Here is a 26,576-nt window from a genome sequence, read left to right on the forward strand (position 1 = left end):
ATGAGCTGGTTCGACGACGTCGACGACGAGGACGAGCCGCTCTTCGACGAGGCCGACGTGCGGGTGCGCCCCAATCCGAAGGCGAACCGCCCGCGCACCAAGCGCCGACCCGCGCACGCGGATGCCGAGATCGCACGCGTGCTCGGCGTCGACCGCGGCCGCTACACGGTGCTCGTCGACGAGGACGGCCCGCAAGAGCATCAGGTGCTCGCCTCGCGGGCGCGGGAGCTGCGCAAACAGCCCATCGTCACGGGGGATCTCGTGCGCACGGTGGGCGACACGAGCGGCACCGACGGCACCCTCGCGCGGATCGTCGGCATCACCGAGCGGACGTCGCTGCTGCGCCGCAGCGCCGACGACACCGACCAGGTGGAGCGCGTCGTCGTCGCCAACGCCGACCAGATGCTCGTGGTCGTCGCCGCCGCCGATCCGGAGCCGCGACCGCGCCTCGTCGACCGGTACCTCATCGCCGCCCTCGACGCGGGCATCCACCCGATGCTGGTCGTCACCAAGACCGATCTCGCCGACCCGGCCGACTTCCTCGGCCACTTCGAGGGCGTCGACGACCTCGAGGTGTTCACGTCCGGACGTGGGCAGATGCCGACGGCGGAGATCGGCGCGCGCCTCGTCGGCCACTCCACGGTGTTCGTCGGGCACTCCGGCGTCGGCAAGTCGACGCTCGTCAACGCCCTCGTCCCCGGGGCCTCCCGCGCCACCGGGCACGTCAACGAGGTGACCGGGCGGGGGCGCCACACGTCGAGCTCGACGGTGTCGCTGCGCTACGAGAGCCCCGCGGGGAAGGGATGGGTCATCGACACCCCCGGCGTGCGCTCGTTCGGGCTCGGGCACGTCGACCCGGCGAACATCCTCGCCGCGTTCACCGACCTCGCCGCCGTCGCCGAGGAGTGCCCCCGCGGCTGCACGCACCTGCCCGACGCCCCCGACTGCGCGATCATCGAGGCGGTCGCCGAGGGTCGTCTGGGCGAACGCGGCGCCGCCCGCCTCGACTCGCTGCAGCGCCTGCTCGCCACCTTCTCCTGAGCGCCGGAGCTCACCGACACACGTACGGGACGGCGTCTAGGCTGGACGGATGCCGCGCCTCGAACCCGGAACCCTCGCCCCCGCCTTCTCGCTCATCGATCAGGACGGGGAGACGGTTACGCGGGCGAGCCTCAAAGGCACGCGCGTGATCCTCTTCTTCTACCCGGCGGCGATGACCCCGGGCTGCACGAAGGAGGCCTGCGACTTCCGCGACAGCCTCGCCCCGCTGCAGGCGGCCGGGTACACCGTCGTCGGCATCTCCCGCGACGAGCCGGCGAAGCTGCGCGAGTTCCGCGAGCGCGACGGCCTCACGTACCCGCTGCTCAGCGACCCCGACCACCGCGTCCACAGCGCGTACGGCGCGTGGGGCGAGAAGATGAACTACGGCAAGGTCGTCGAGGGCGTCATCCGCTCGACCTTCGTGCTCGACACCCGCGGACGCATCGAGCACGCGCTCTACAACGTCAAGGCGACGGGGCACGTCGCACGGCTGCGCACCCTGCTGCAGATCGGCTGAGCGCCCGCGTCACTGGCCGCGTGACGCGTCGTCGCGCGGCGGCGCGGCCGCACGGACGGCGAGCACGAGCAGAACGCCGGTCAGGATGCCGGGCGCAGCGATCAGGGCCGCCCGCGCCGGGTCCCCCTCGGGACCGGTGAGCGCGCCGAGGGCGACGGCCAACAGCAGCAACTGTGTGACGATCCCACCCGAACGCCCCCAGGACATGCCGCGGGCGACCCCGATCGCGAACGCGACGACGACCGCCGCACCGACGACCGTGAGCACCAGCAGGGCGATCGAGCTCATCGGGTCGACGGTGTCGCCGCCGAGCAGGGCGACGAGCTCCCAGCCCGCGAGCACCAGAAGTCCCAGGGCCTCCAGAGCGAGCAGGAGGGCGGCGAAGCGGGCGGCGGGGGCGGTCGTCATGCGGGAACTCCGTCGTGCGCGGCTGCCGCCGGGCCGGTGGATTCATTCCTGAGAATAGGCGGCGAAACACTGAGGAAACAGGAAATTCACTCTTGATTCACTTCACGGGGCATGGAACCATAGAGGAAGCGTGTGCTCCCACAGCGTGGTGGGGCGAGCGACAAGCTCGCACACCCACCAGGGTAGCCGACGTCCCGAACGTCCCTCACCCGAATCTCACTCTCCACATCCCCGCAATATAGGAGCACGTCACTATGGACTGGCGCGACAAGTCTGCCTGCCTCACCGTCGACCCCGAGCTGTTCTTCCCCGTCGGCAACACCGGCCCCGCCGTCGACCAGATCGAGAAGGCCAAGAGCGTCTGCGCCCGCTGCACCGTGACCGAGATCTGCCTGCAGTACGCCCTCGAGACCGGTCAGGACTCGGGCGTGTGGGGCGGCCTCTCCGAAGACGAGCGTCGCGCTCTCAAGCGTCGCGCCGCCCGCGCCCGCCGCGCCTCCTGACGGACCCGCGCACCGACAGTTCGCGTGACACCGCCTCCCGGCGTGTCACGCGAACTGCTGTTTCCGGGCCCTGCGACCGACCGATCGTGTGACACAGCATCCAGGCATGTCACGCGAACGGCCCGCTGCCACCGCTCACACCGACCGATCGTGTGACACGAGTCCGGCGGCGGGGCCGACTCAGCCCTGACCGCGGCCGATGTAGCGCATCGGGATGTCGATGGTCACCTCGGTGCCACTGCCGACGAGGGTGTGCCAGTCGATCGTGCCGCTGAGCTCGCCCTGGATGAGCGTCCGCACGATCTGGGTTCCGAGTCCCCGGCCGACCTGACCCTCGGGCAGGCCGACGCCGTCGTCGCGCACCCGCACCTCGAGGTGGTCCTCGCTGCGCTGGGCGATGATCTCGACCTCGCCCTCCTTGTCGGCGAGCCCGTGCTCGACCGCGTTGGTGACGAGTTCGGTCAGCGCGAGCGCGAGCGGCGTGGCGTACTCGCTCGGCAGCGTGCCGAAAGTACCCGTCTTCCGGGTGCGCGCGCGGGTGCTGGGGGCTGCGGCGACCTCGGCGACGAGCTTGAGCACGCGGTTGAAGACGTCGTCGAAGTCGACGTTCTGGGCGAGCCCCTCCGAGAGGGTGTCGTGCACCACGGCGATCGCCGACACCCGACGCATCGCGTGCGTGAGGGCGTCGCGCGCCTCGTCGGAATGGGTGCGGCGCGACTGGATGCGCAGCAGCGACGCGACAGTCTGCAGGTTGTTCTTGACGCGGTGGTGGATCTCGCGGATCGTCGCGTCCTTGGTGATGAGCTCCTGCTCCTGATGGCGGATCTCGGTGACGTCGCGGCAGAGCACGACGGCCCCGACGCGGGTGCCGTGGTCTTTGAGCGGGATGGTCCGCAGCGACACGGTGACACCGCGCGCCTCGATGTCGGCACGCCAGGGAGCACGGCCGGCCATCACGAGCGGGAGCGACTCGTCGAACTGCCGCTTCGCAGGGAGGATGGCCGTGGTCACGGCCAGCAGGTCCTCCCCCTCGAGCTCGTCGTCGAAGCCGAGCCGGTTGAACGCCGAGAGGGCGTTGGGGCTCGCGAAGGTCGTGATGCCGTCCACGTCGATGCGGACGAGCCCGTCGGATGCGCGCGGCGCACCGCGGCGCGGCGACGTGGGCGCGGTCAGGTCGGGGAAATCGGCGGTGGCGATCATGCCGAACAGGTCGTCCGCGCAGTCGTTGAAGGTGATCTGCTGCCGAGACGGGGTGCGCGCCTCCCCCAGGTTGGTGTGCCGGGTGAGCACGCCGACGACGACCGGCCCGGAGGTCTCGGTTCCCAGCATCCGCACGATCGGCACGGCGCGCACGCGCGTCGGGGTCTCCTCGAACCAGTCCGGCGAGGCGGAGTCGACGATGCGCAGCTGCGTGAAGGCGTCGTTGACCTGCGTGCGCCACTGCGGCCGCACCGTGTCCCCGACGATGTCGCGGTAGAACAGCGTCGCCGCGCCGCTCGGGCGCGTGTGCGCGACGGCGACGAAGGAGTCGTCGGCGGTCGGCACCCAGATGACGATGTCGGCGAAGGCGAGGTCGGCCAGCAGCTGGCCGTCACCGGCCAGGCGGTGCAGCCACTCGACATCGGCCTCGCTGGACCGGCCCTGGGCGTACACGAGATCGCTGAGTGTCGACACGCCTCCAGGCTACCGATCCGCGGCTCACGCCGTGCGCGCGAGTGACCGGACGCGACGGTCGGATGCCGGCGGCGCAGGGGCCGCGCGCGGCGACGGGATCGCCTCGTCGGCGAAGCGCCGCAGCGCCACCGCGAACGGCGACCGCCCGGAGGCGCGGCCGACGGGCTGCGCCGTGAGCAGCGCGGCATCCGTCGTCTTCTGATCCCACGGCGCGAACCACATCTCGGAGATCCCGGCGAAGCGCTCTAGCGTGCGTCGCACCTGGGTGCGCGCATCGATCCCGAGTGCACCGCTGCGGGTCTTGTTCACGAGCACCCGCACCGGCGTCGCGCCGATCGCCGCGCGCAGCTCGGCATGGCCGCGCACGAAGCGGGAGACGCCCACCGGGTCGGCGGCGCAGACGGCGACGACGAGGTCGGCGCTCTGCAGCGCCGCGAGGGTCGCCGCGTTGCGCCTCGGGCCGTCGAGGTCGCTCACGATCTCCTCGTCCCGTTCCAGTGGCGCGGCGACGTCGACCACGGTCGTGCGCCTCCAGTCGCGGCAGACCTCCACCGCCGCCGTCACCCGTTCGTGCGAGAGCTCGGGCCAGCGCGCGGGGCGGTTGATGCCCGCGAGCACGTCGACGTCGCCGAGCGGCGTCGCGATCCGCTGCAGCTCGGCGACGGTGAGGGCACCGCGCGAGACCTGCCGGCACGCGGCCGGGAACCCCGGCCCCTCGTCGGCGATCCCCACCGACAGCGCCAGGGAGGCGGCGTGCGTGTCGGCGTCGACGAGCCCGACGCTCGGGTCGAGCCGTGCCAGTTCCATCGCGAGGCCGGTCGCGACGGTCGTGCGTCCCGGCGCGCCGGCCGGTCCCCACACGACGATCACGCGTCCGCGCCCGGCATCCGTCGACACGGTCGCCGCCGGGACGGCGGAGTTCAGGATGTCGCCTGCCACGACGTCTGTCGCACACGCGGTCACGCCGAACATCTCGGCGAGTCGGCGTCCGCCGTTCGATGCGCACACCGCGACGATGCGCACCCCGAACCGGTCGCAGACGGCCACGAGATCGGCAGTGAGGGCGTCGCGCGTCGCATCGACGACGAGCACGTCGGCGCGGCTCACAGTGGCCAATACCTGCACCGCGAGCGGACCGGCCACCGCCTCCCCGGCGGCCTCGGCGGGTGCGCGGGCGGCGACGACGTTGACCCCGGCATCCTCGAGACGCAACGCCTCGGCGAGCGCGCCACCGCCGCTGGCGAGCGCGACGAGGACCCTCACGGCGACGTCCCCGTCTGCGCCTCGCGGGCTGCCGTCGTGTCCACCCCCGCGACCGGGACGACCGAGAGGCTCGAACCGGCCGCGACGGCGGCGAGCGTGTCGGCGACGTCGGCGCGGTCGATGACGAGTTCGAGCGACGCGCCCGCGTTCGAGACGACGCCGTCGTCGACGGCCACGGCCGCGACGGTCGCCGCCGAGACCAGGATGCGGGGCGTGTCGAACCGGCCGCCGTCCAGCGGCGCGGCCGCCCAGAGCTCGACGACCGCGCCCGGCGCGATCGCGGCGGGCACGTCGGTGGCGCTGTCGACGACGACCGTCGTGGTGCGCGCGGCGGCGGGGTCGCCGACCGCGCTGCGGGGAACGAGCTCGCCCGATTCGATCGTGCGCGTCGCGACCGCGCCCGGCGCGAGGAGGCCGGGCGCGGCGTACGCGTCGCCGACCTGCCCGAGAGCCACTTCCACGACGCGCAGGTCATCGCCCGACACCGCCTCGCCCGGCACGATCGTGCGGGTCGCCGCGAACACCGGAACGGTGGTGCGCGCCGCGGCGACGACCGCCCAGACGCCGGCGATCGAGGCCACGATGAGCACGATGCCGAGCACGAACCGCGTGTCGGCCCAGAACGCACGGGCTCGGGGTCGCACGGTCTCCACGGCGGTCATGGGCACCATGATGGGCGACGCGCGCGAAGCTCGCGAGCCGTTATCCACAGGTCCGACCCGGCGCGGCGACGGAGACGGATAATGGCCTCATGCCCGAAGATCCTTCTGCCGGCGTGCGCGTGCTCACCCCCGCGCAGGTCGCGGAGATGCTGCAGCTCAGCGTCGACGAGGTGGTGGCGCTCGTCCTCGACGGGCGCCTGGAGGGCATGCGCGTCGGATCGCCCGCGCAGTGGCGTATTGTGCCGCAGAGCGTCGAGGCCTACCTCGACGACCAGACCGAGGAGGCGCGCCGGATGGCGCTGTGGCGCGAGTCGAACGCGGCGAGCTTCCCCGAGCTCTGGGGGCGCGGCGAGGTGCGTCGCCCGGACTGAACCTCGGTGCGGGGTGTCCGCAGGCCCCCGGCGGCCGGGGGGGGCGGACGGCGTCATCCGTTCAGGGGACGGCCGCGGGCGCGTCGGCCCGGACGGCCGCGACGGCGCCCTGCACCAGCATCCGATGCCCGGGGACGCTCTGCGGATGCCGTGGCGCGCCGGGGTCGTGCAGTGCCAGGTCGAGGTGGTCGGCACCCGCGCGGTCGATCGTGCCGGCGAGCGTGCGCCCGTCGACGAGGTGCACCGAGACGGGGATGCGCCGCCGGGCGAGGTCGCGCAGCACGAATCCGAAGGTCATCCGCCGCCGCAGCGCCTCGCCGGGTGCGGCGTCCCGCGCGCTGGAGAGCAGCTGCGCGTGCGGAACGGTGACGGCGAGGAGCGCCCGCAGCGGGACGATCAGCGGTCCCGCGCGCCGCATATCGGGCTCGAGCGCGCACCAGTCGGCACCGACGGCCGCCAGACGCCCGTCGACCGCGACGCCCCCGGTCAGGTCGAGGCCGAGACGCTGGCCGACGAGCGGGACGAGACGGTCGTGCAGCTCCAGCCGGGAGACCCGCAGCCGCTCGGCCTCGGTGTCCAGCGCGGCCCGCTCGGCCTCCCACTCGGAGTCGAGCTGATCCTCGAGGTCCTCGAAGAACCTGTCCCACTGCACCCGCCGAGGCTACGACGCCGACGTCGATCGCGGACGACTTGTCCACAGCGGGTGCCGCCGCGCCCGAGGATGCGGGGTTGTCCACACGTTGGAACATTCTCATCCTGCCGCGCGTGTCGCTGTGCTCTACTCGGTGCCACATCGCCTATCGCATCCCATCCGCTGCGCGTCGCCCGCCAGCCCGAGTCGAACGTCAAGGAGGCCGCCGTGGCCCCTCAGGATGACCACCCCGGACGTTCCGACGAGCGGCCCCTCCGCCGCGGGTCGAACGCGCTGCAGGTCGCGGAGTATTTCGCACCCCAGCGCACTCCCGGCGATCGGCTCCCCGACCCCGACCCCCTCCTGAAGAACCTCACGATCGGGGTGCTCGAGGTGCTGGCCGGCGTCCGCGAGGTCGATCAGCTGGCTCGGTGGCTGGGCGAGGACGCGTACCGCGTGCTCGTGACCCGCGCCAATCTCTCGGCGCGCGCCCGCAGCGCACGCGGCGTGACCGCGGCGCGCCCCGTGCACCAGATCCTCACGGTCCGGTCCTCCTCCCCGGCCGACGGCGTCGTCGAAGGCGTCGTGATCGCGGCGGGACCGGCGCGCACGCGCGCCGTCGCGATCCGCCTCGAGGGATGGGACGGGCGCTGGCGCGCCACGTCGCTGTCCCTCCTCTGAGGCGAGGGTACGCTCGATCGCCGGCCGGGACCCCAGCCCGCCGGTGATCGGGTGATGGGCGCTCACGCCCCATGCGCGACCATGTCACACGAACGGTCGCGCCCGCAGCATCCGCCCGGCACCTCGCGTGACACACCCCGCGACCCGGGCCGCCACCGCCTACTGCTTGTACGAGCTCAGGAAGTTGCCGAGCCGCTCGATCGCCTCGGTCAACACCCGCGCCTCGGGCAGCGTCACGATGCGGAAGTGATCGGGCGTGGGCCAGTTGAATCCGGTCCCCTGCACGAGCAACACGTGCTCGGCTACGAGGAAGTCATAGACGAACTTCGCGTCGTCGCGGATCTCGTACACGTTCGGGTCGAGCCGCGGGAACGCGTAGAGCGCCCCCTTCGGCTTCGCGCAGTCGATGCCGGGGATCGAAGTGAGCGCGGCGTACGCGGCGTCGCGCTGTTCGTGGAGCCGGCCGGTCGGCGCGATGAGCGCGTTGATCGACTGCACCCCCGACAGCGCCGCCTGCACGGCGTGCTGCGCCGGCACGTTCGGACACAGACGCGTCGAGGCGAGCAGCTGGATGCCCTCGAGGAAGCCCTCCGCGTGCTTCTGCGGACCGGTGATCACCATCCAGCCGGAGCGGTAGCCGGCGACACGGTACGTCTTCGACAGGCCGTTGAACGTGAGGCACAGCAGGTCCGGCGCGAGCGTCGCGAGCGGGATGTGCTGCGCGTCGTCGAAGAGGATGCGGTCGTAGATCTCGTCGGAGAGCAGCAGCAGCTCGTGCTCGCGCGCGATGTCGACGATGCCCTGCAGCACCTCGCGGCTGTACACCGCACCGGTCGGGTTGTTCGGGTTGATGACGACGATGGCCTTGGTGCGCTCGGTGATGAGCGAGCGGATGTGCTCGAGGTCGGGCTGCCAGTCGTTGTCGTTGTCGCAGCGGTAGTGCAGCGGGGTGCCGCCGGCGAGGCTCGTCATCGCCGTCCACAACGGGTAGTCCGGCGACGGGATGAGCACCTCGTCGCCGGTGTCGAGCAGCGCCTGCATGGTCATCGTGATCAGCTCGGACACGCCGTTGCCCAGGTACACGTGGTCGGGGTCGAACTGCGGGAACCCCGGCACCTGCTCGTAGCGGGAGACGACGGCGCGCCGCGCCGACATGATGCCGCGGCTGTCGCTGTAGCCGTGGGCGTGCGGCACGGCCTCGATCATGTCGCGCACGATCTGGAACGGCGCCTCGAACCCGAAAACGGCGGGGTTGCCGGTGTTGAGCTTGAGGATCGTGTGACCGTCGGCCTCGAGCCGATCGGCCTCGACGAGGGCGGCACCGCGGATCTCGTAGAGGACGTCCTTGAGCTTCGACGACTGATCCAGGATGCGCGGTGTCATCGCTTCAGACTACTGGCGCCGCGGCCGGGCCAATCGCCGCCCCGTGGCCTGCGCCCACCGCCCTCGCGCCGGGTCGGCGGCGCACGGACAGCCGTCCCGCGCCGTCGTCATTCCTGCCGGTGACGAGGGTGCGGGACGGATGCCGGCGTCACTTCTTCTTGTCGGCGGCGCGACGCTGGGCGCGGTTGAGCGGCGCGGCCGCACCGTCGGCGGCGTCGGTGCGCTGGCCGAAGGCGCCGCGCGGCGCCTCTTGCTGCTGCGGCGCCTGGGCCGCCTGCCCGGCGGACTGGGTCTGACGCAGCTTCGACGTCGCCGCCTGCTGCACCTGCCCGCGGTCGTTGCGCACTTCGACCTCGCCGTCCGAACCCGGGGCGGTGTACTCGAGACGCTGCTGGTCGACGGCGGGGGCGGTGGCCAGACCCTTGGCCTCGACCTGTCCTTCCGCGGCGCGCACCTCGACCTCGAGGTTGTAGAGGAATCCGACCGACTCCTCCTTGATCTGCCCCATCATCGCCTGGAACATCTGGTAGCCCTCGCGCTGGTACTCGATGAGCGGGTCGCGCTGGGCCATCGCGCGCAGGCCGATGCCGTCCTTGAGGTAGTCCATCTCGTAGAGGTGGTCGCGCCAGCGGCGGTCGAGCACCTGCAGCACGACGCGGCGCTCGAGTTCGCGCATCGCCGGCTTGCCGAGGGTCTCCTCGCGCTTGGCGTAGGCGATCTTCGCGTCGGAGAGGATCTCGCGCTTGAGCACGTCGGAGGTGACGCGACCCTTCGCGCCGCTCTCGGCCACGACCTCATCGATGGAGACGTCGACGGGGTAGAGGGTCTTCAGCTCGGTCCACAGGGCGTCGAAGTCCCAGCTCTCGGTGTGGCCGGTGCCGGTGTGGTCGTCGATGACGGCGCCGATCGCGTCTTCGATGAAGTGCTCGACGCGGCCGGCGATGTCATCGCCCTCGAGGATGTGGCGGCGGTCGGAGTAGATCGCCTCGCGCTGGCGGTTGAGCACGTCGTCGTACTTGAGGACGTTCTTGCGGATCTCGGCGTTGCGGGCCTCGACCTGGCTCTGCGCACTCTTGATCGCGCGCGAGACCATGGTCGACTCGATCGCGACGTCGTCGGGGAAGTTCGTGCGCGCCAGGATCGCCTCGGCGGCGCCCGACTGGAACAGCCGCATGAGGTCGTCGGTGAGCGAGAGGTAGAAGCGGCTCTCGCCGGGGTCGCCCTGACGTCCCGAGCGTCCGCGCAGCTGGTTGTCGATGCGGCGCGACTCGTGGCGCTCCGTGCCGAGCACGTACAGGCCGCCCGCCTCGACGACCTTGGTCGCCTCCTCGGCGACGATGTCGCGGGTCGCGGTGTACACCTCGTCCCATGCGGCTTCGTACTCGTCGGCCGTCTCGACCGGGTCGAGCCCCTTGGCCTTCATCTCCTGCACCGCCATGAACTCGGCGTTGCCGCCGAGCATGATGTCGGTACCGCGGCCGGCCATGTTGGTGGCGACGGTGACGGCGCCCAGCCGACCGGCGCGCGCGACGATCTCCGCCTCGCGCGCGTGGTTCTTCGCGTTGAGGACCTCGTGCTTGATGCCCTTCTTGGCGAGCAGGCGCGAGAGGTATTCGCTCTTCTCGACGCTGACGGTGCCGACGAGCACCGGCTGGCCGGCGGCGTGACGCTCGGCGATGTCCTCGACGACCTGCGCGAACTTCGCGGTCTCGTTCTTGTAGACGAGGTCGGCCTGGTCCTTGCGGATCATCGGCTTGTTCGTCGGGATGGGGACGACGCCGAGCTTGTAGGTCGACATGAACTCGGCCGCCTCGGTCTCGGCGGTTCCGGTCATGCCGGCGAGCTTGTCGTAGAGGCGGAAGTAGTTCTGCAGCGTGACCGTGGCGAGCGTCTGGTTCTCGGCCTTGACGGGCACGGCCTCCTTGGCCTCGATGGCCTGGTGGATGCCCTCGTTGTACCGACGTCCGACCAGGATGCGGCCGGTGTGCTCGTCGACGATCATGACCTCGTCGTTCATGACGACGTAGTCGGTGTCGCGCTTGAACAGCGCGAGCGCCTTGATCGAATTGTTGAGGAACGAGATCAGCGGGGTGTTCGCCGACTCGTACAGGTTGTCGATGCCGAGGTAGTCCTCGACCTTCTCGATACCCGGCTCGAGCACGCCGATCGTGCGCTTCTTCTCGTCGACCTCGTAGTCGACGCCCGCCTCGAGGGTCTTCGCGATCTTCGCGAACTCCACGAACCAGCGGTTGGCCTCGCCCGAGGACGGACCCGAGATGATCAGCGGGGTGCGCGCCTCGTCGATGAGGATCGAGTCGACCTCGTCGACGATCGCGAAGAAGTGACCGCGCTGGACGAGGTCCTCCTTGCGCCACGCCATGTTGTCGCGCAGGTAATCGAAGCCGAACTCGTTGTTCGTGCCGTAGGTGATGTCCGCGTTGTACTGCTCGCGGCGCACCTCGGGGGTCTGCCCGGCGATGATCGTGCCGGTCGTCATGCCGAGCGCGCGGTAGACGCGGCCCATGAGCTCGGACTGGTACGACGCGAGGAAGTCGTTGACCGTGATGACGTGCACGCCTTCGCCTGCGATCGCGTTGAGGTACACCGCGAAGGTCGCCGTCAGGGTCTTGCCCTCACCGGTCTTCATCTCGGCGATGTTGCCGAGGTGCAGGGCCGCACCGCCCATGATCTGCACGTCGTAGGGGCGCTGGCCGAGCGTGCGCTTGGCCGCCTCGCGGACGGCGGCGAACGCCTCGGGCATGAGCTTGTCGAGCGTCTCGCCGGCCTCGTAGCGGGCGCGCAGCTCGGCGGTCTCGCCGCGCAGCTCCTCATCGGTGAGCTGCGCGTAGTCCTCTTCGAGGGCGCCGACGGCCTTGACGACCTGCTGGAGCCGGCGGAGGATGCGTCCCTCACCGGCGCGGAGCAGTTTCTCGAGGGGATTCGCCACGGAGGGTCTCCATCTGTCGGGTACGGACGCCAGTGACGCGCCCGGGTCGCGCGCGGAAGGCACGGCACGACTTCCCATGTTATCCGCCCGTGACCTTTGCGGTTGCTGTGCACGGCGTCCCTTCAGGCGGCGCCCCTCCGCCCCGCCATAGGATCGGAGCATGGCCGGATTCTGGGGCAACCGTAAGAAGGAGCGCGAGGAGCTCGCGGCGAAGGATGCCGAACTCGGCCGGCGTGCCGGTGCCGCGCTCGTGGCCGCCGACGAGCGCATCCGCACGACGGCCGACGAGCTCATGTACGCCGAGATCGAGCTGGGCGCCGAGGCGACCGCCGAGCTGCGCGACGCCCTCACCGCCGTCCGCCAGCACCTGGGCGAGGCCTTCCACCTGCACCAGCTCAACCATGACGAGATCCCCGACACCCCGGAGGAGCTGCGCACGCGGCACGCCCGCATCCTGCAGCTGTGCGAGTGGGCCGAGGAGCTGCTCGACGACCGCACCGAGGCGCTGGCCGGTCCCATCGAGCGCGCGCGCCGCGCCCCGGAGATCATCACCGGCATCCGTCAGGACGTCGAGCGGCTGCGCACCCGACTCCCCCAGCTCGAGGCGACGCTCGACCGCCTCGCGGCGCGCTACTCCGACGACGCGCTGCGCAAGGTGTCGGGCAACGCCGCCGAGGCCAAGCAGCTGCTCGATTTCGCCCTCCACGGTTCGGAGGTGTCGGAGCGGCGCCGCGAGGCCGACCAGCGCGAACAGGCGAACCTGGCGCTGGAGACCGCGATCGAGGCTGCCCGGCGTGCCGGCACCCTGATCGAGGCGGTCGACCAGTTCGAGGTGGAGGCGCTGCGCGCCGAATCCACGCTCGACGCGATCGTGCTCGATTCCCGCGAGGACCTCGCCGTCGCGCGGGAGTTCGCGGCTGTCCCCGCCGTGTCGGCGGCGATGGCCGACCTGGACGCGGCGCTCGGCCAGCTGACGCCCGCCGGCCAGAAGCCCGACCCGTTCACCGAGCTCACGCGCCTGCGCGGGGCGAACGCGGCGCTGGATGCGGCCGTCGACAAAGCCCGCGAACGCGCCGCGCGACCGGTGCCGCCGGAGTCGCACGTACGGCACGCGATCGACGACGCCGACCGGCAGCTGGGCGTGGCCCGCAGCGTGATCTCGGGTCACCGCGGGTGGATCGGCGCCGACGCGCGCACGCGCCTGGCCGAGGCCGAACGCGTGCGCCTCGAGCTCGCGAACACCGTCGGCCCGACCATCCCGGAAGACGACCGCGAGCAGGTGATGGCCGTCGCCCGCCGCTGCGGCACGCTCGCCGCCGAGGCGCTTCAGCTCGCCCAGCGCGACATCGACTCCGGTCGCCCGAACGACGGCGGTTGGGGTCAGGGCGGCCCCGGCGGCTGGGGCGGTGGCGGCCGGCGCGGCGGCGGGAGCGACCTCGTCGGCGGCATCCTCGGCGGCCTCGTGATCGGCGGCCTGCTGGACGGCATGTTCGACTGAGCAGCCGCGACCGTCACACCGGGACATCGGCAGCCCGCGGCGGCGGTCGGCGGCGACCAGGGTGAACCCGGAGTCATCCCTGAGAACGAGGCGGCAGCGCGGCGCGCTCCCCTAGGTTCGAGGAGACCGATCCCCCACCACGGAGGCTGCCCATGCTCGTCTGGCGTCGCTGGATCTTCCCGATCCTCCTTCTCATCGTGTGCGCCGCGGTCGCGGCCGCGCTCGTCAAACTGGCGTTCTTCCCCGACCAGGCGGATGCGGCGACCCCCGCCGCCGGCGGAACACTCGACGCCCCCGTCGTCACGGTCGAGAAGGGGGACATCACCGACGAGCTCAGCGTGGACGGCACGATCGCCCGCGACGACGACGTGACGGTGCGCGCACAGGTCGAGGGCGTCATCACGAGCGTCGCCGTCGCGCAGGGCCAGTCGGTCGCGGCGGGCCAGGTGCTGTTCACCGTGAAGCAGACGTCCCCCGTGAAGAACGTCGACGTCACCGCCCCCGAGGCCGGCGAGGTCGCCTCGTTCGAACTCGTGAAGGGGCAGTCGGTGTCCCTCGGCAGCGAGGTGGCCACGCTCACTCCCGCTCGGTTCCACCTGGTCGGCACCGTGGACCCGGTGCTGCTCTACCGCCTGGCCGGCGCCCCGACCGACGGGCAGGTCACCATCCAGGGCGGCCCCGCCCCCTTCACGTGCACCGGACTGAACGTCCAGGTCTCGGACGACGGTGCGACGAGCGTCGTGTGCGCCGTGCCGACCGACCAACAGGTCTTCGCCGGACTCAAGGCGACACTCGCCGTCACCGTCGGCTCGGTCGAGGACGCGCTCGTCGTTCCGACGACGGCGGTCACCGGCGGCGCCGGCAGCGGCATCGTCTGGATCGACACGGACGGCGGGACCGAAGAGCGGAAGGTCGAACTGGGCGTCACCGACGGCACGCTCGTGCAGGTGGTGAGCGGTCTCGCCGAAGGCGACGTCGTCCGCCAGTACGTCCCGGGGACCACCGCGGGGACGGAGCCCGTCTGCTATGACGACGGCATGGGCGGCCAGTACTGCGAAGACCCCGGGATGACCTGGTGACGCTCGTCGACCTCCGCGGGGTCACGCGCCACGTGCTCCTCCCCGACGACACGCGGCTCGACATCCTGCGCGGGATCGATCTGTCGGTCGGCGCCGGAGACCACGTCGCGATCGTCGGCCGGAGCGGATCGGGCAAGTCGACGCTCCTGGGCATCCTCGGCATGCTCGACCTGCCGTCCTCGGGCGAGGTGGCCTTCCGCGGACAGAGCATCTACCGCGAGCGCGGACCCCGGATGCGGCGCGGCGCACTGGACAGGCTGCGCGGGCGTGAAGTGGGCTTCGTCTTCCAGCAGTTCCATCTGCTGGCGGGTCGCTCGGCCACCGAGAACGTCGCGATGCCGCTGGGCTACGCGCGCGGCCGGCAGTTCTGGCGACGTCGGCGCCTCGCGGAGGAGATGCTGGAGCGCGTCGGGCTCGGGCACCGGCTCGACTCGACGCCCGAGCAGCTCTCCGGCGGCGAACAGCAACGTGTCGCGATCGCGCGTGCCCTCGTCCGCCGACCCGCGCTGATCCTCGCCGATGAGCCGACGGGCGCACTCGACGTCGAGACCGGTGCCGCGGTGATGGCCCTCCTCGATGAGGTCGCCTCCGAGACGGAGGCGGCGCTCGTCACGATCACCCACGATCTGCACGTCGCCGCGCGCGCCCGGCGGCACTACCGACTCGAGAACGGGCTGCTCGGCGACGTCGACCTCGACGCCGCGACGCGCGAGACCGCGCTCGGAGCGCTGGCCGGCGCGTCGGTGCCGGCCCCGGGGGTCGCCGGATGAGCGCGTTCGTCGGTGCGCTGAGCGAGGCGTGGGCGGAGCTGCGTCATCACAAACTGCGCGTTCTGCTGAGCCTCATCGGCATCGCGGTGTCGGTGGGTGCGATCGCGGCGGTTCTCGCCCTGGGCGACTACATGCGCCAGAGCACCGTCGAGCAGTCCGATCGATACGGCGGCCGTGAGGCGACCGTGGCGATCTCGGTGTATCGCACCGACGGCGCCGTGGTGGACTGGGACGCTTTCGACACCGCCGTCCGCTCCGCCGCGGACCGGTTCGACCTCGAGTACGTGACGCGCCGCACCGACCAGCTCGGCACCGGCGTCACGGTGCAGATGCAGGACTACGTGCGCCCGGTCATGACCCGCCTGGCCGACGCGGACTACGCCGTCATCCATCGCACCGCGCTGCTGGCCGGACGCTGGTTCGACGATGCGGACTCCGACTGGCTCGCGCCGCCGGCGGTCGTCTCGGAATCGCTCTGGCATGCGCTGGGATCGCCGTCGCTGGACACCACTGCCGCCGCGGGGCCGTCGCCGACCCTGGAGCTCACCGGGGTCCTCGCCGGCACCTATCGCATCGTCGGGGTGACCCCGGCGGAGTGGCAGGGGGACACGCAGAAGGTCGTCACCCTGATGCCCGACACCTACCTCGACCGCGCCGAGGCACTCGGCGAAGGCGACGTGCTGAACTGGGAGGTGTGGGTCTCCGAGGACGCGGTCGATGCGATCGGACCGGAGCTCGCCGCGCAGCTGCGTGCCGCCGCGGGGCCCGGCACCGAGGTGACGGTGTCGCGGTCGGACTGGGGTTCACGCCCGGAGACGCAGCAGAGCGCGCAGATGTTCGAGATGATCACGGGACTGATCGCCGGTCTCGTCCTGCTGCTGGGCGGGCTCGGCCTCGTGAACATCCAGCTCGTCGCGATGCGTCAGCGCATCCGCGAGATCGGTGTGCGCCGGAGCTTCGGTGCCACCGGCGGGCGTATCTTCACCACCGTGCTGCTCGAGAACGTCGTGGCGACCGCCGTCGCCGGTGTCGTCGGCATCGCGCTCGCGATCGTCACGATGCGGGTCCTGTTCGCGTGGGAAGTGCTGACCCCGCTGCAGGAGAACCCGGCGTTCCCGCTGCGGGCAGCCCTGATCGCGCTCGGCGCGGCCGTCGGCATCGGCGCGATCGCCGGGTTCCTGCCCGCCCTCGCCGCCGTGCGCGCGAAGGTGATCGACGCGTTGCGGTTCTGATGACACGCGAACGGGGCGGATGCCGTCGGCACCCGCCCCGTTCGATGTCGGTGCGTCAGGACGCGATCTCGGCGGCGGGGGCAGCCGTCGTGTCGAGGGCGATCACGCCGTAGTCCCAGCCCTTGCGGCGGTAGACGACGGCGGGACGATCGGTGCGTGCGTCGATGAACAGGAAGAAGTCGTGGCCGACGAGCTCCATCCGGTCGACGGCCTCCTCGGCCGTCATCCATTCGGCGTCAAAGCTCTTCTGCCGGATGACGACCGGGGTGTAGTCCTCGTCGTCGAGACCGTCGGAGACGACCGGCACCTCGCCGGTCGCGACGGCGCGCAGCGTGTCGGCCGACGCGGGCTGCACGTCGATCCCCGACAGCGAGCCGCTGTTCTTGTCGAGCTTGGCGCCCCGCGGGTGGTTGCGGGCGTCGACGCGCTTGTCCTTCGCGCGGCGCAGCTGCTCGGCGAGCTTGTCGACGGCGAGATCGAGCGCCGTGAACTTGTCGCTGTCGGTGGCCTCGGCCCGTACCACGGGGCCCTTGCCGGTGACGGTGAGCTCCACCGTCTCCTCTTCGCGACTGCCGTTGTGGTACGCGCGATGGGTGACCTTCACGTCCATGCGCTGGGCGCGCGGCGCGATGTTCTCGATGCGAACGGACTTCTCTTCAGCAACGCTGCGGAACCGATCGGACACGCTCACTCCGACGCCGACAATGCTGGTTTCCATCCTGACCTCCTTGTTCCGGGTCCTCCCGGTCAAGGGCGGACCCTGAGTTCGCCTTGTCCCCACCACCGTACTGGCGCGGGCCGGTGATGTCACCTCTCGTTCCCGTGTTTAACGGATGCCGCAGCCCCATCGGCGTGTCGCGGAGTGGACGCGACCGTCGCCGCGCCCAGCACGACCGCGCCGGCCGCTTCGAGGACGCGGGCGGCCTCCCGCAGCGTCGACCCCGTCGTCACGACGTCGTCGACCACGACGACCCGGAGATCGGCCGCCGCGGATTCGGCCGTGAAGGCCCCGGCGAGGTTCTCGGCCCGCTCGGCGCGCGCGAGGCCACGCTGATCGGCAGTGCCGCGCGCGATCCGCAGCAGGCGCACCGGACGCGCACCGGCACGCCGCACGAGCAGTTCGGGCGCGACGAATCCGCGCCGCCGCATCGCCGCGCGCGAGCTCGGCACCGGTACGACCGCGAACGACGCCCCGTCTCGCCGCAGCGCGTCGGGCACGACTGTGGACACGGCGACGGCGAGCGCGGCGCCGAGCGGGCGCGCAAGGGGTGTGCGCCCGTCCTCCTTGAACGCCCTAAGGGCTCGGGCGCAGACGCCCTCGAACCGCAGCGCGCTGCACACACGCAGCGGCGCGCCCGCTCCCCTGTCCACGCTGCGGAGGGTGGGCCGCGCAGTCATCTCGGCCGCACACGAGGCGCACAGCAGGGCGCCCGGCTCGTCGCAGCCGGCGCACGTGGAGGCGAAGACGACGTCGAGCGCTTCGTCGAGGGCGCGACGCCAGGCCTCGGGGAGCGGCATCCGCCCAGTGTGCGTTCCGCCGGTCGACGTCGGGGGCGCGGATCGCGAAGTCGTGGCCGGTGCCCTGCAGAACCGCGTTGTGGAGGAAGACCGCGTGAAGGCTACTGCGGCGTGCCCTGCTGGACGGCGAGCAGGTCGACGCCGGTGTCGACCTGCTGCCAGGTCGACCCGCGCTGCACGAACAACCCACCGTCCGCGTCGCGCAGGCGTGCCGAACCGGACTGGTTTCCGCCGGCGACGCTCACCGTGCCCTCGCGCGCCCGGATGACGGTGCCCGGTCCGCCCACCGGCTGCGTGCGCAGGTACCGGTCCTCGCCGCTGGTGTACACGACCGCGGTGGTGACCCCGTCGAGCCAGGTGAGGGAGATGCCGTCCCCGTCCAGCACGGCCAGCGGCGTGCGCTCGCCGCTGAGCGAGGCGGGGGCACCGTCGTCGTCGCGGATGATCGAGGCGATCCACACCGCCGACTGCGTCCCTTCGCGCACGACCGCCGCGATGCGCGTGCCGTCACGGGAGACCCGCACCGAGAGGATGCGGGAGGCGCCCGTCCACGCCCCCGTCAATTCGAACGCGGTGCCGTCGGGGGCGTACGCGACGAGCGCGTCGGGCTCGTCGGCCGGCACGACGTAGATGTAGCCGTCGGGGTCGATCGTGGGCGCAAGCACCCCGGCGCGGGTGTCGAGCACCGTGACCGTGCCGTCGGCGCTCGCCCGGGCGACGACGCCGTCGCGGGTGCGCACCGCGGCGACCGCGCGATCGGCGGCGACCTCGACGGACTCGGCGTCGGCGGCGACGACGGCACCCGACAGGCCGGGGATCGGCGTGATCTCGTCTCCGGAGAGGAAGCCGAACGCTCCCTCGGACTGCACGATCATGCGTGCGTCCACACGCGTGTCCCGCACGGGCACGACACTGGCGGCGAGCGTCTGCCCGTCGACGAGCATCTCGACGTCCATGATCCCGGCGGTCGCGAGGCTCATCTCCAGCTGCGTCTGCATCCGGTCGAGCGTCCCCTGGTCGAGGCCCCGGGCGGCGCTGCGCAGCGTGACCTCCGCGGCCCCCTGACGCACCGGGACGGAACGCTGCGCGAGGCCGGCGCTCTCGGTGAACGACGTGCGCACCGCCGAGGCCAGCCACGGGCTCGGCGCCCCCTCGACGAGCGCCTCGGTGATGCGGGTCGCCGCCGTCTCGACGGGGAACCACCGCTGCTCGGGGACGAGGTAGCGCCAGTCCGGATCGAAGTACATGAGCGAGTACGGCCGGAAGACGCTCTGGAAGCGGGTCGTGTCGAGCACGATGCCGTCGGGCGCCTGCGTGATCCGCCACTCCCCGTCGGCCTGCTGCGCCAGCTGATAGGTCAGTTCGGTGGGCTGGGTGCCCTCGGCGATCACGTACGCGCCGGTCGCGTCGACGGTCGCCTCCGGGATGACGCCGACGACGATCCGCTCGTCGGAGACCGTCGTCACGGTGCGGTCGCCGGGCGCGTAGACGGTGACGGATGCCGCCGGCTTCCACACCGCCCGGGCCTCCTCGCTGAGGAACAACTGCGCCGTCTGCCAGTCGCTGCGCGGGCCGGAACCGGCCGCGATGAACCCGTCGACGATCTGCTGCGGCGTCATGCCCTCGGCGGGCCCGTTCGGCACGTACGCGAACGGCGGCTCGCCGTCTTCGACACCGGCCTGGCCGATGCGCACGGGCCCGGAGGTGGGCAGGCCGGCGCAGGCGGCGAGCGCCATCACGATCAGGAGCGAGGCGGCGGCGAGGGCGGCGCGCAGCGGGCGAGCGGTCATCGGCGGCCTCCGGCATCCGGGAGGGTGATGGGCTGGGTGAGTCCGAGGTCGCCGAGCGGGGCGCCCTCGTCGCCCGGGTCGAGCGGGATGGGGCTCACCCCGTCGAGGCTCTGGCCGTGGCGCGGAAGAGTGAGCACGAAGTGGGTGCCGCGGCCGAGCTCCGACCACACCCCCAGCATGCCGCCGTGCAGCTTGGCGTCGCCGAGTGCGATCGACAGGCCCAGCCCGGTGCCGCCGATCGTGCGCTTGCGCGACGGGTCGGCGCGCCAGAACCGGTCGAAGACCCGCTCCGTGTCTTCGGGGCGCATGCCCAGACCGTAGTCGCGCACCCCGAGGGCCACGGCGCGCTGATCGCTGTCGACGGTGACGACGATCGGCCGCCCCTCCCCGTGCTCGATCGCGTTGCCGAGCAGGTTGCGCACGATGCGGCGGATGCGGCGGGCATCCATGTCGACCGGGGAATATCCCCCGGGTGCGACGAGGCGCACATCGCTGCCGTGCTGCTCGGCCAGCTGCGCCATCGACTCGATGACGTCTTCGGCGAGCTGGGCGAGGCTCGTGGCCTCGTGCTCGAGCTGCACCGAGCCGGCGTCGTAGCGGCTGATCTCGAGCAGGTCGGCCAGCAGCACCTCGAAGCGCTGCACCTGCGCGTGGAGCAACTCCGCGGTGCGCGCCGTCGTCGGGTCGAACTCGCCTTTCTGGTCGTTGAGCATGTCGGAGGCGAGCCGGATCGTCGTCAGCGGCGTGCGCAGCTCGTGGGAGACGTCGGAGACGAAGCGCTGCTGCACGAGCGAGAGGTCGGCGAGCTCCTTGATCTGACTCTCGATGCTGTCGGCCATCGCGTTGAACGAGCGGCCGAGGGTCGCGAACTCGTCTTCGCCGGTCACCGGAAGGCGCACCCCGAGGTCGCCGCCGGCGAGCTTCGCACTCGTCTCGGCCGCCTGGGCGATCGGCACGGTCACCGAGCGCAGCACGATCCACACGATCGCGCCGATGAGCACGACGAGTGTGAGCCCGACGATCCACAGCGTCACCTGCACGAACCCGAGGGTGGACTGCTCCCCCGACAGGTCGTAGCCGAAGTACAGCTCGTACGCGCCCGCCTCGGGCACCTGCAGCTGCTGGCCGATGACGACCGCCGGGACGACCTCGCCGTCGTCACCGGGCAGGCCGATCGACTGCCACCACTGCTGGTCGGGCGCCGCCTGCACGCTCGCCCGCAGCTCCGGCGAGATCATCTGGGCGGTCAGCCCGCCGCGGTCGAAGTCCTGCGGGGCCAGCACGGAGGGCTCGTCGGAGATCCGCGAGACGACCATCATGTCGGTGGCCGCCTGCCGTGACACGACGTCGCGGAGGTCGGTCATGAGGTTCTGCAGCACGAGCGGGTCGCCCTCGACGACGGCGGCGTCCATCTTCTCCTGCGCCGCCTCCGTCGCCCGCGACGCCGCGGCCTCCGCCTGACGCACGCGCGAGTCGAAGAGGTCGTTCTGGATCGCGAGCGCCATCCACACGAGCGCCACGAGGATCGTGAGCACCGTGAGACCGAGGGTCACGGTGAGCGTGCGGAACCGCAGCGACCGGCGCCACGACTCGACCATGCGGTCCGGCCACGACCGCCAGTCGCGCCACAGCGCCCGGCGGGCGGCGCGCGAGACCGCCATGGGCGGTTACACCACCGCGCCGGCGCGGTACCCGACGCCGCGCACCGTCGTGACGATGCGGGGGTTGTCGGGGTCGAGCTCGACCTTGGCGCGCAGGCGCTGCACGTGCACGTTGACGAGCCGCGTGTCGGCTTTGTAGTGGTAGCCCCACACCTGCTCGAGCAGCATTTCGCGCGAGAACACCTGCTGCGGCTTCGAGGCGAGCGCCACGAGCAGCTCGAACTCGAGCGGTGTGAGGGCGATGACGGCGTCGCCGCGACGCACCTCGTGCGCCGAGACGTCGACGGTGAGGTCGCCGATACGCAGCGCCTCCTCGGTCGGCGGAGCGGCCGGGCGCAGGCGCGTGCGGATGCGGGCGACGAGCTCCTTCGGGTTGAAGGGCTTGACGATGTAGTCGTCGGCGCCGGATTCGAGGCCGCGCACCACGTCGGCGGTGTCGGTGCGGGCGGTCAGCATGATGATCGGCACACCCGACTCGCTGCGGATGCGAGTGCAGATCTCGATCCCGTCCATCCCGGGGAGCATGAGATCGAGCAGCACGAGCTCGGGACGCTCCTCGCGCCAGACGTCCACGGCGATCGCCCCGTCCGCGCAGAACGCCGGCTCGAAGCCCTCGGTGCGCAGCACGATGCCGATCATCTCGGCCAGGGCGGTGTCGTCGTCGACGACCAGGATGCGGGATGCCATGAACCCATTCGTCCTTCGGGTACTCGGGCGCGCCGGACGCGACGCGCAGTCCCACAGTATCCGACGGTGTATCCGGCGTCGCTGAACACCCGCCGGGCGCCGCCGAGCGGCATCCGCGCTGTGCCACGATAGGACGACCCGTGATGTCCCCCCGAGGAGGCCGCCCGTGACCGCCTATCCGTCGTGGACGCCTGCGTCGCGGCCGGGCATCGTCCCACTGCAGCCGCTCGGCTTCGGCACCGTGCTGGGCCGCTCCTTCACGGCGCTGCGCCACAATCCGCGCGTGCTTCTCGGCTTCGCGATGGGGGTGCAGCTGCTCGCGGTGCTGATCGTCGCCGGCGCCGGGCTCGGGCTCGGGATGCTGACCTTCTCGCGCCTGGCGAGCCTGCAGCCCGGGTCCGAGGACTTCGAGGCGGTCATGACCGGGTCGACGGCGCTGATGATCGTGATGGGCATCGTGCTCTCGGTCGCCTCGACCGCGTTGACGGTCGTCGTGCAGGCCGTCGTCGTGCTGGAGGTCACCCACGCGGTCGTCGCCGAAAAGCTCACGGTGCGGCAGCTGTGGCGTCAGGTGCGTCCCGCGCTGTGGCGCCTCATCGGCTATTCCCTGCTGCTGCTCGCGGTGATCGTCGTCGCGGTCGTGATCGCCGCGGCCGTGTTCTTCGCGCTGAGCGTCGCCATCGGCCCCGCCGCGATCGTGCCGGTGCTGCTGCTGGTGATCGCGACGATCCCGCTGTGGCTGTGGCTGAGCACCAAACTGATGCTGGTGCCGGCCGTCATCGTCGTCGAGGGGGCGGGCATCCGGGCCGCGATCGCGCGCTCGTGGCGTCTGATCCGGGGACGCTTCTGGGTGGGGCTGGGCGTGACGGTGGTCGTCTCGCTCGTCTTCGGCACGCTCGCCCAGGTCGTGAGCCTGCCGCTCACGTTCGCCGCACTCGGCATCAGCACCGCCCTGTCGCCGACCGGCGACCCCGAAGTCGGCGCGTTCGTGACGCTGGTGATCGTCACGCTCATCACCTACGCGTTGACCTTCGTCATCCAGTCGATCTCGCTCGTCGTGCTCGCGACGGCGACGACGCTCGTCTACGTCGACTGCCGGATGCGTCACGAGGGGCTCGATCTCGACCTGCTCGCGTACGTCGAGCGGCGCGACGCCGGGGAGACCGGCCTCGCCGACCCGTATCTCCTGCACATCGGCCGCTCGCTGCCGCGGTGGGCGCCGCCTGTCGCGGCCTCGCCATACGCCGCGGCCGCTGCGCCGGCTCCCCCGTCGCCGCCCGTGACCCGCGCACCGGTGCCGTTCGGCGCGCCGCCGCCCGCTCCCGCCGCTCCCGTGCCGGCGCCCGCCGGTGTCCCCACTCCCGGTGCGCCGCAGACGACGGATCGCGGCCCGGCAGCGCCCGGGCAGGCGGACACCCCGTCCGCGACGCAGTGGACCGCACCGGGCGCTCCCGCGGAGCGGCCGTGATCGTCTCCCTGGGCGCCTTTCCCCTCATCCCCGACGCCGATGAGGCACGGTCGTGGGCGGAGCAGGAACTCGCCGACCCGGTCTACCGCGCCGCCGAGCCGACGTGGTTCGACCGCGCCGCGCAGAGCGTGCTCGAATTCGTCACCGGTCTGTTCAGCGGACAGCTGCCCGCCGGCGCCGGGCCCCTGCTGGCGATCGGCGCGCTCGTGCTGGTCGCCGGGCTCGTCGTCGTCGCCCTCATCGTGTGGGGGCGCCCGCGACGCGTCGTGCGCTCCCGAGACGGCGGCGATCTGTTCGGCGAGCCCGAGGGTCGCACGGCCGCCGAACTGCGCCGCGCCGCCGCGGCCGCCGCCGACGCCGCCCGCTGGGAGGACGCGATGGTGCTGCGACTGCGTGCACTCGCGCGCGGCCTGTCGGAGCGGGTGATCGTCGATCCCGCGCCCGGGGCGACGGTGCACGCGTTCGCCCGTCAGGCCGCGGTCGCCTTCCCCGCCGAGGCGGACGCGCTCGCCGAGGCGGCGGACCTCTTCGACGACGTGCGGTACCTCCGCCGCCCCGGCTCCCCCGACGGCTATGCGCGCCTCGCCGCCCTCGACGACCGCGTCACCGCCGCCCGCCCCGTGCTGCCTGACGCCCTCGCCGGAGCCGCGTCGTGACGACACGGACCCGCGCGATCGGGACCTGGGCCGCGATCGCCGTCGGCGCGCTCGTCGTCGGCGGTGTGCTGGCCGCGATCGCCGGGATCTCCCAGCTCCCCGCTCAAGGGATGCTGGATCCGGAGGCGGCGGGACCCGATGGCTCGCGGGCGCTCGCCCACATCCTGTCCGACCACGGGGTCGAGGTCGTCGTCGCGCGGGACCGAGCGCAAGCCGTCGCGGCCACCTCCTCCGGTTCTGCCACGCTCGTGATCACCGACACCGCCCCGCTCTCGGACGACGACCTGCAGTCCGTGGTGGAGGGCGCCGCCGACGTCGTCCTGCTGCAGCCCCGCAGCCGCGACCTCGACCTGCTCTTCGACTCGGAACCGGCCGGAGTCGCGTGGGACGTGCTGCCCCCTTCGTGCGCCCTGCCCGAAGCACAGGCCGCGGGCGCGCTCGCGCCCGGCGCGCTGTTCGCCGCATCCGATGCCGCGATCGCCTGCTACCCGGAGGGCGACGCGGCCGGTCTGCTGGCCACCGCTGCCGACGGCGAGGCCGGCACCGGCACGCGCGTCGCGGTCGACGGAACGGTGCTGTTCACGAACGCGCATCTCGCCACCGACGGCAACGCCGCGCTCGGGATCGGCCTGCTCTCGCACCACCCGCGCGTCGTCTGGTACCTGCCGTCGCTGTCGGACAGCGACATCGTCGCCGCCCCGACCCTCGGCGAGCTCACGCCCCCGTGGGTGACGCCGGCGATGGTGCTGCTCGTGTGCGCCGCGGGGGCTGCGGCCCTGTGGCGGGGGCGCCGGTTCGGTCCGCTGGTGGCCGAGAACCTGCCCGTCACCGTGCGCGCGGGCGAGACCACCGAGGGACGCGCGCGTCTGTACTCGGCCGCCGCCGACCCCACGCACGCCGCCGACGAGCTGCGCATCGCGACGCTGCGCCGCGCCGCCCGCACCCTCGGGCTCGGACCGGCCACTCCCGCGCACGCCGTCAGCGACGCCGTCGCCGCCGCGCTCGGAGCCGATCGCTCCGCCGTGCGCGGCATCCTCGTCGACCGCGTCGTCCGCGACGACCGCGAACTCGTCGAGATCGCCGACCGCCTGCGCGAGATCGACCTGCGTCTGTCCCGCGCCATCCGTCCCGAGAGGAACACGCCATGAGCACGCCCCCCGCCCCCACCGACAGCGTCGCCGACGCCGAGCTGCGCGAGGCGATGAACCGCGTCCGCGTCGAGGTCGGCAAGGCCGTGATCGGCCAGGACGGCGCCGTCACCGGGCTGCTGATCGCCCTGCTCTCGCGCGGCCACGTGCTGCTGGAGGGTGTGCCGGGTGTCGCCAAGACCCTGCTGGTGCGGGCCTTCAGCACCGCGATCGGGCTCGAGACGACCCGCATCCAGTTCACCCCCGACCTCATGCCGGGTGATGTCACCGGGTCGCTCGTGTACGACGCCCGCAGCGGATCGTTCGAGTTCCGCGCCGGACCGGTGTTCACGAACGTGCTGCTGGCCGACGAGATCAACCGCACCCCGCCCAAGACCCAGGCGGCGCTGCTGGAGGCGATGGAGGAGCGGCAGGTCTCCGCCGACGGCGTCTCGCGCGCCCTCCCCGACCCGTTCCTGGTCGCCGCGACCCAGAACCCCGTCGAGCACGAGGGCACCTACTCCCTGCCGGAGGCCCAGCTCGACCGGTTCCTGCTCAAGCTCGTGATCGACGCGCCGGCGCGCGACGACGAGGTCTCGGTGCTGCGCCGCCACGCCGACGGCTTCTCGCCGCGCAGCCTCGCCGAGGCCGGCCTCGCCGCCGTCGTCGGCGCCGACGGCATCCGCGCCGCGCAGCGCGCCGCCGCCGCGGTGCAGGTCTCCGACGACGTGCTCGGCTACGTCGTCGATCTGGCGCGCGCGACCCGGTCTGCCCCGTCGGTGCAGCTGGGCGCGAGCCCGCGCGCCGCGACGGCGTTGCTGGCGACCGCGAAGACGTGGGCGTGGCTGGGCGGGTACCCCGCGATCACGCCCGACCACGTGCAGACGATGCTCGTGCCGACCTGGCGTCACCGGCTGCGGCTGCGGCCCGAGGCCGAGATCGAGGGCGTCTCGGCGGATGCCGTGCTCTCGGCCGTCGTGCAGCAGACGCGCGTTCCGGTCTGAGCGGT

25 protein-coding genes are annotated in these 26,576 nt (G+C 72.2%); 13 read left to right on the forward strand and 12 right to left on the reverse strand.

The window, feature by feature from the left end; translation table 11 throughout:
* On the forward strand, window positions 1-1,041 hold the full coding sequence (gene rsgA, locus C7474_RS11345) for a ribosome small subunit-dependent GTPase A (protein ID WP_121060087.1): 1,041 nt from the start codon (window positions 1-3) through the stop codon (window positions 1,039-1,041).
* A 49-nt stretch (window positions 1,042-1,090) separates the two neighbouring features.
* On the forward strand, window positions 1,091-1,558 hold the full coding sequence (gene bcp, locus C7474_RS11350) for a thioredoxin-dependent thiol peroxidase (RefSeq protein WP_121060089.1): 468 nt from the start codon (window positions 1,091-1,093) through the stop codon (window positions 1,556-1,558).
* Between the two features lie 9 nt (window positions 1,559-1,567).
* Here bcp and C7474_RS11355 read toward each other — a convergent pair whose 3' ends face one another.
* The gene (locus tag C7474_RS11355; RefSeq protein WP_121060091.1) at window positions 1,568-1,966 is read right to left on the reverse strand and encodes a histidine kinase; all 399 of its coding nucleotides are present in this window, start codon (window positions 1,964-1,966) and stop codon (window positions 1,568-1,570) included.
* A gap of 254 nt (window positions 1,967-2,220) precedes the next feature.
* Here C7474_RS11355 and C7474_RS11360 point away from each other — a divergent pair, with 254 nt between their 5' ends.
* Window positions 2,221-2,469 (forward strand): WhiB family transcriptional regulator, encoded by a 249-nt coding sequence (locus tag C7474_RS11360; protein WP_121060093.1) that lies wholly within the window; start codon window positions 2,221-2,223, stop codon window positions 2,467-2,469.
* Between the two features lie 180 nt (window positions 2,470-2,649).
* Here C7474_RS11360 and C7474_RS11365 read toward each other — a convergent pair whose 3' ends face one another.
* Genes C7474_RS11365 through C7474_RS11375 form a run of 3 tightly spaced genes read right to left on the reverse strand, consistent with a single transcriptional unit; the run spans window position 2,650 to window position 6,068 of the window.
* Window positions 2,650-4,143 carry a sensor histidine kinase gene (locus C7474_RS11365; RefSeq protein ID WP_121060095.1) on the reverse strand — a complete coding sequence of 498 codons (1,494 nt, stop codon included), beginning with the start codon at window positions 4,141-4,143 and terminating at the stop codon, window positions 2,650-2,652.
* Window positions 4,144-4,167: 24 nt separating this feature from the next.
* Complete coding sequence (locus C7474_RS11370; protein ID WP_121060097.1) at window positions 4,168-5,406, reverse strand: CpaE/TadZ family protein; 1,239 nt, start codon at window positions 5,404-5,406, stop codon at window positions 4,168-4,170.
* Complete coding sequence (locus tag C7474_RS11375) at window positions 5,403-6,068, reverse strand: SAF domain-containing protein (protein ID WP_121060099.1); 666 nt, start codon at window positions 6,066-6,068, stop codon at window positions 5,403-5,405. Before C7474_RS11375 ends, C7474_RS11370 begins: the two co-directional genes overlap by 4 nt.
* An 89-nt stretch (window positions 6,069-6,157) precedes the next feature.
* Here C7474_RS11375 and C7474_RS11380 point away from each other — a divergent pair, with 89 nt between their 5' ends.
* Window positions 6,158-6,439 (forward strand): helix-turn-helix domain-containing protein, encoded by a 282-nt coding sequence (locus tag C7474_RS11380; protein ID WP_121060101.1) that lies wholly within the window; start codon window positions 6,158-6,160, stop codon window positions 6,437-6,439.
* 61 nt (window positions 6,440-6,500) lie between these two features.
* Here the strand turns inward: C7474_RS11380 and C7474_RS11385 are convergent, their stop codons facing one another.
* Window positions 6,501-7,091, reverse strand: coding sequence for a hypothetical protein (locus C7474_RS11385; protein ID WP_121060103.1), 591 nt, complete (start codon window positions 7,089-7,091; stop codon window positions 6,501-6,503).
* 273 nt (window positions 7,092-7,364) lie between these two features.
* Here C7474_RS11385 and C7474_RS11390 point away from each other — a divergent pair, with 273 nt between their 5' ends.
* Complete coding sequence (locus C7474_RS11390; RefSeq protein ID WP_199692463.1) at window positions 7,365-7,751, forward strand: Rv3235 family protein; 387 nt, start codon at window positions 7,365-7,367, stop codon at window positions 7,749-7,751.
* Window positions 7,752-7,910: 159 nt separating this feature from the next.
* Here the strand turns inward: C7474_RS11390 and C7474_RS11395 are convergent, their stop codons facing one another.
* Together C7474_RS11395 and secA are read right to left on the reverse strand one after the other, a co-directional pair.
* The gene (locus C7474_RS11395) at window positions 7,911-9,134 is read right to left on the reverse strand and encodes a pyridoxal phosphate-dependent aminotransferase (RefSeq protein ID WP_121060107.1); all 1,224 of its coding nucleotides are present in this window, start codon (window positions 9,132-9,134) and stop codon (window positions 7,911-7,913) included.
* Window positions 9,135-9,282: 148 nt separating this feature from the next.
* The gene (gene secA, locus C7474_RS11400; protein ID WP_121060109.1) at window positions 9,283-12,081 is read right to left on the reverse strand and encodes a preprotein translocase subunit SecA; all 2,799 of its coding nucleotides are present in this window, start codon (window positions 12,079-12,081) and stop codon (window positions 9,283-9,285) included.
* A 160-nt stretch (window positions 12,082-12,241) separates the two neighbouring features.
* Between secA and C7474_RS11405 the strand changes: the two genes are divergently transcribed.
* From C7474_RS11405 to C7474_RS11420, 4 genes are all read left to right on the forward strand, one after another.
* Complete coding sequence (locus C7474_RS11405; protein ID WP_121060111.1) at window positions 12,242-13,579, forward strand: coiled-coil domain-containing protein; 1,338 nt, start codon at window positions 12,242-12,244, stop codon at window positions 13,577-13,579.
* Between the two features lie 152 nt (window positions 13,580-13,731).
* Complete coding sequence (locus C7474_RS11410; protein ID WP_121060113.1) at window positions 13,732-14,658, forward strand: efflux RND transporter periplasmic adaptor subunit; 927 nt, start codon at window positions 13,732-13,734, stop codon at window positions 14,656-14,658.
* A complete protein-coding gene (locus C7474_RS11415; protein WP_121060115.1) occupies window positions 14,655-15,428 on the forward strand; it encodes an ABC transporter ATP-binding protein in 774 nt (257 codons plus the stop codon). The genes C7474_RS11410 and C7474_RS11415 overlap by 4 nt, the downstream gene beginning before the upstream one ends.
* Window positions 15,425-16,660 (forward strand): ABC transporter permease, encoded by a 1,236-nt coding sequence (locus tag C7474_RS11420; protein ID WP_121060117.1) that lies wholly within the window; start codon window positions 15,425-15,427, stop codon window positions 16,658-16,660. Before C7474_RS11415 ends, C7474_RS11420 begins: the two co-directional genes overlap by 4 nt.
* A gap of 55 nt (window positions 16,661-16,715) precedes the next feature.
* On the opposite strand, the gene hpf is transcribed toward C7474_RS11420, so the two are convergent.
* The 5 genes from hpf to mtrA form a co-directional block, all read right to left on the reverse strand.
* Window positions 16,716-17,378 (reverse strand): ribosome hibernation-promoting factor, HPF/YfiA family, encoded by a 663-nt coding sequence (gene hpf, locus C7474_RS11425; RefSeq protein WP_121060119.1) that lies wholly within the window; start codon window positions 17,376-17,378, stop codon window positions 16,716-16,718.
* An 89-nt stretch (window positions 17,379-17,467) separates the two neighbouring features.
* On the reverse strand, window positions 17,468-18,178 hold the full coding sequence (locus tag C7474_RS11430) for a ComF family protein (RefSeq protein ID WP_121060121.1): 711 nt from the start codon (window positions 18,176-18,178) through the stop codon (window positions 17,468-17,470).
* A 101-nt stretch (window positions 18,179-18,279) separates the two neighbouring features.
* Window positions 18,280-19,968 (reverse strand): LpqB family beta-propeller domain-containing protein, encoded by a 1,689-nt coding sequence (locus C7474_RS11435; protein ID WP_121060123.1) that lies wholly within the window; start codon window positions 19,966-19,968, stop codon window positions 18,280-18,282.
* Window positions 19,965-21,629 carry an MtrAB system histidine kinase MtrB gene (gene mtrB / locus C7474_RS11440; protein ID WP_121060125.1) on the reverse strand — a complete coding sequence of 555 codons (1,665 nt, stop codon included), beginning with the start codon at window positions 21,627-21,629 and terminating at the stop codon, window positions 19,965-19,967. Before mtrB ends, C7474_RS11435 begins: the two co-directional genes overlap by 4 nt.
* 6 nt (window positions 21,630-21,635) lie before the next feature.
* Entirely contained in the window at window positions 21,636-22,316 is a 681-nt protein-coding gene (gene mtrA, locus C7474_RS11445; RefSeq protein ID WP_121060127.1) for an MtrAB system response regulator MtrA, read from the reverse strand.
* A gap of 166 nt (window positions 22,317-22,482) precedes the next feature.
* Here mtrA and C7474_RS11450 point away from each other — a divergent pair, with 166 nt between their 5' ends.
* The 4 genes from C7474_RS11450 to C7474_RS11465 are packed head-to-tail and all read left to right on the forward strand — an operon-like array spanning window position 22,483 to window position 26,571.
* A complete protein-coding gene (locus C7474_RS11450; RefSeq protein WP_121060129.1) occupies window positions 22,483-23,784 on the forward strand; it encodes a DUF7847 domain-containing protein in 1,302 nt (433 codons plus the stop codon).
* Window positions 23,781-24,440 (forward strand): DUF4129 domain-containing protein, encoded by a 660-nt coding sequence (locus C7474_RS11455; RefSeq protein WP_147436710.1) that lies wholly within the window; start codon window positions 23,781-23,783, stop codon window positions 24,438-24,440. The genes C7474_RS11450 and C7474_RS11455 overlap by 4 nt, the downstream gene beginning before the upstream one ends.
* Window positions 24,437-25,588 (forward strand): DUF4350 domain-containing protein, encoded by a 1,152-nt coding sequence (locus C7474_RS11460; RefSeq protein WP_241965218.1) that lies wholly within the window; start codon window positions 24,437-24,439, stop codon window positions 25,586-25,588. The genes C7474_RS11455 and C7474_RS11460 overlap by 4 nt, the downstream gene beginning before the upstream one ends.
* Complete coding sequence (locus C7474_RS11465; protein WP_121060133.1) at window positions 25,585-26,571, forward strand: AAA family ATPase; 987 nt, start codon at window positions 25,585-25,587, stop codon at window positions 26,569-26,571. The genes C7474_RS11460 and C7474_RS11465 overlap by 4 nt, the downstream gene beginning before the upstream one ends.
* Window positions 26,572-26,576 lie beyond the last annotated feature (5 nt).

The sequence above is a fragment of the Microbacterium telephonicum genome, assembly GCF_003651225.1.
Lineage (GTDB): Bacteria > Actinomycetota > Actinomycetes > Actinomycetales > Microbacteriaceae > Microbacterium > Microbacterium telephonicum.